This window comes from Saccharibacter sp. EH611, assembly GCF_009834765.1.
Classification (GTDB): Bacteria; Pseudomonadota; Alphaproteobacteria; order Acetobacterales; family Acetobacteraceae; genus Saccharibacter.
The window spans coordinates 1-2,888 of record NZ_WVHP01000012.1; the positions used below are offsets into that span (position 1 = coordinate 1).

Annotated in this window: 5 protein-coding genes; all 5 read left to right on the forward strand. The window is 55.1% G+C overall.

Annotated features, from left to right (window positions below):
• Positions 1-717 (forward strand): BRO family protein (locus GS535_RS04265; RefSeq protein WP_160799157.1); only part of this gene is annotated, 717 nt, incomplete at its 5' end.
• Entirely contained in the window at positions 714-968 is a 255-nt protein-coding gene (locus GS535_RS04270; RefSeq protein WP_160799158.1) for a hypothetical protein, read from the forward strand. The genes GS535_RS04265 and GS535_RS04270, both read left to right, overlap by 4 nt.
• Before the next feature lie 53 nt (positions 969-1,021).
• A complete protein-coding gene (locus GS535_RS04275) occupies positions 1,022-1,345 on the forward strand; it encodes a hypothetical protein (protein WP_160799159.1) in 324 nt (107 codons plus the stop codon).
• On the forward strand, positions 1,342-1,692 hold the full coding sequence (locus tag GS535_RS04280; RefSeq protein WP_160799160.1) for a hypothetical protein: 351 nt from the start codon (positions 1,342-1,344) through the stop codon (positions 1,690-1,692). Before GS535_RS04275 ends, GS535_RS04280 begins: the two co-directional genes overlap by 4 nt.
• A partial coding sequence (locus GS535_RS04285) for a baseplate J/gp47 family protein (protein WP_160799161.1) occupies positions 1,679-2,888 on the forward strand: 1,210 nt, incomplete at its 3' end. The genes GS535_RS04280 and GS535_RS04285, both read left to right, overlap by 14 nt.

Consider the following 2,888-nt stretch of genomic DNA (forward strand, 5'->3'; position numbering starts at 1 on the left):
CGGGTCGTTACACAGAACAATGAACCTTGGTGGGTTCTGTCTGATGTGTGCAGCGTTTTAGAAATTCGCAATGCCCCCGATGCAGCAAAACGGCTCGATACGGACGAAAAGTCCACTATCGTTATTACCGATAGTGGGAATCTCAACGCTGAAAGAACCATCATAAACGAGTCCGGCCTTTGGTCTCTCGTCCTCACCAGTCGCAAAGCAGAAGCCAAGCGCTTCAAGAAATGGCTTACCTCTGAAGTCATTCCCTCCATCCGCAAGCATGGCGGGGATATGGCAACGCACCAAGAGGACACCCCCGAAACGCTCATGGCTCGTGCCCTTCAATTGGCAGACAAGACGATTAAGGATCGCGATGCACAACTAAAGGATGTACTCCCCAAAGCCAGCGCCTTCGATGAACTCGCCAACACAGACGGTCTCTTCACTCTCCGTGATAGCGCCAAACTGTGCGGGTGGCCTGAAAAGCTTTTCATCCAGAAGCTCGTGCAAAGCCCGATCAAGTGGCTTTATGTGCATTCATCCTCTGGCCGCAAGCTCGCTTATGCAAAGCCAATTAAGGACGGGTATATGGATGTAAAGCAGGTCACGGTCTTCCATAAAACCACGGGTCGGGAAACCTACGGCCAGCCCATGATTACGCAAAAAGGCTTAACAAAGCTTTCTGCAAAGATAGGCGTGTTCGCCCCACGGAAGGAGATCGCAGCATGAGCAAGAACCTACCTCCTCTTCCGCCTGCTCCTGAAAATAACGACCTCATCGCGCGGATATACAAGCTGCGGGAAAGACACAGCTATGAGTGTCTCAACGCTGCCGTTCAGCTCGCAATGGAGGCTGCCCGTGGCGAAGGTGTTCTTGTTGAGCATTTCATAGAGCTAGGCCGCCGCTTTGGGTCGTCCACAGTGCGAAAGACCCGAAACACCAGAGATAGGCTCCGCCTCATCAAAGGCGGGAAAGACTAACCCCCAACAAGCCGCTCCACACCGGGGCGGCTTTTTTATGTCTGGAACATCCCATGACCCAAACAGAACAAGCCATCCTCTATTCAGAGGTCTCCCAAATATGGATGGAGCCCACTGGGAAAGGAACATCGCTTCTTATCTCTGTTGAACATCTTCCAGCCGATGTCCGAGCCCCGATCTTCCTTTCCCTCTCCAATGTCCAAGAAACTATTGGATATCTGGAACTTGAATGTGTTGGTGCCATTAATGGGAAAGCATTGCTTCAAGCCAAGGGATTACGACTGGCGAATGCTGGAGCCCCTGTTGAACCAAGCCAGATACTACAGTTTTCATGCTCTCAGCAGGAAGAAAATTCAAAAGATAAATACTCTCTATGAAAACCCTATCCTTATCAAATGATTGGGATTTAGAGCTTGATAGCACCGGCTCTCTCGTCGTGCTGTCGGACAATACGGCCCTCCTGCAAGATGTCTGCTCAGCGGTGCAAACGTGGCTAGGCGAAGTCATCTACGATATGAGCCAAGGTCTTCCCTATGACGCGGACATCCTCCGTTCGGATGTGGACATCTCTTTCTACGCGTCTGAAGCAGAAGAAGCGGCCATGTCTGTTCCCGGTGTTGCTGCCGCCACCTGTCATCTCACAAATCCCACGCCCGAGCGCCAATTAAGCGGGATCATTCTCGTCACATTTGACGATGGGGGAACAAGCTATGCCCAATTCTAATATCACGACCAACGTCCCGGCGCCTGCTCTTACAACTGCTGGATTTGTTGGCCCTAGTGAGCAAGACATCCTTAATGGACGACTTGAAGACCTAAACACAGCTCTAGGCGGTGGGGCTAATACATCTTTATCTACTCCACAGGGACAAATCGCCATCTCAGAGACAGCAATTCTAGGAGATTTTCTTTCTGCCCTCCTGTCCCTCTTCAACGGGATTGACCCCGCCTCTGCCTCGGGTCGGATGCAGGAAGCCATTGGGCGGCTGTATTTTATGGAACGCCGCGCCGCGACCCCTACAACCGTGACGGTGCAGGCCACGCTCAACAACCCCGGCCAGACCATCGCAGCTGGCACGGTCGTTGCGTCAAGCTCCAACGGCCTTCTCTACAGCACGCCCTCCGCCGTTACCCTTCCGCAAGGGGTACAAACCGCCGCGCTTGATCTTGCCTGCACAACCCCCGGCGCCATCCCGTGCCCTGCTAAAAGCCTCCAGCTCTATCAAGGCGGTCTAGGCTTGGCCTCGCTCACCAACCCCGCCCCCGGCTCTATGGGCAGCGACGCCGAGAACCGAACAGACTTTGAGACGCGACGGCGGAACTCTGTGGCGGCCAATAGCCGCAGCCAGAACGCGTCTCTGATGGGGGCCTTACTGGAGCTGGATGGTGTCACCGACGCTTACGTGATGGATAATCCCAGCGGCAACGCCACGGCCATTAGCGGAGTGGCGATGGAGCCGCACGCGCTCTACGTGCTTGTCGAAGGCGGGACGGAAAACGCTATTGGCCAAGCGATCCTTGCCAAAAAGCCGCCCGGTATTGCCACGATGGGCGACCGTCTCGTGACCGTGCAGGACACGAACCCGGTTTACGCGGGGAACAGCCCCTCTTACACCTTTCGGTATGACCGACCGCAGCCCGTGCCTGTGACCGTCGCTGTCACGCTCGAACAATCCGACAGCGTGCCATCTGACGTGGTTACGCAGGTGCAGAACGCCATTATGGGCGTTCTGCAATCTGGTCGCTACCGTGCTCGCATGGGTGGCACCCTCTATGCGTCTCGCCTCTCAGCTGCTGTCGATGCTTTGGGAGACTGGGCCGAGGTGCTCTCTTTGACGCTCAACACGGACAGTCTGACGAACCAGACGCGCCTGCGCCTGCCCATCAATCAGCTCCCAACCGTCACCCCGGCAACGATTA

Coding starts and splice junctions, on each gene's coding strand:
- GS535_RS04270 (WP_160799158.1), top strand. CDS start 714: ATGAGCAAGAACCTACCTCCTCTTCCGCCTGCTCCTGAAAATAACGAC.
- GS535_RS04275 (WP_160799159.1), top strand. CDS start 1,022: ATGACCCAAACAGAACAAGCCATCCTCTATTCAGAGGTCTCCCAAATA.
- GS535_RS04280 (WP_160799160.1), top strand. CDS start 1,342: ATGAAAACCCTATCCTTATCAAATGATTGGGATTTAGAGCTTGATAGC.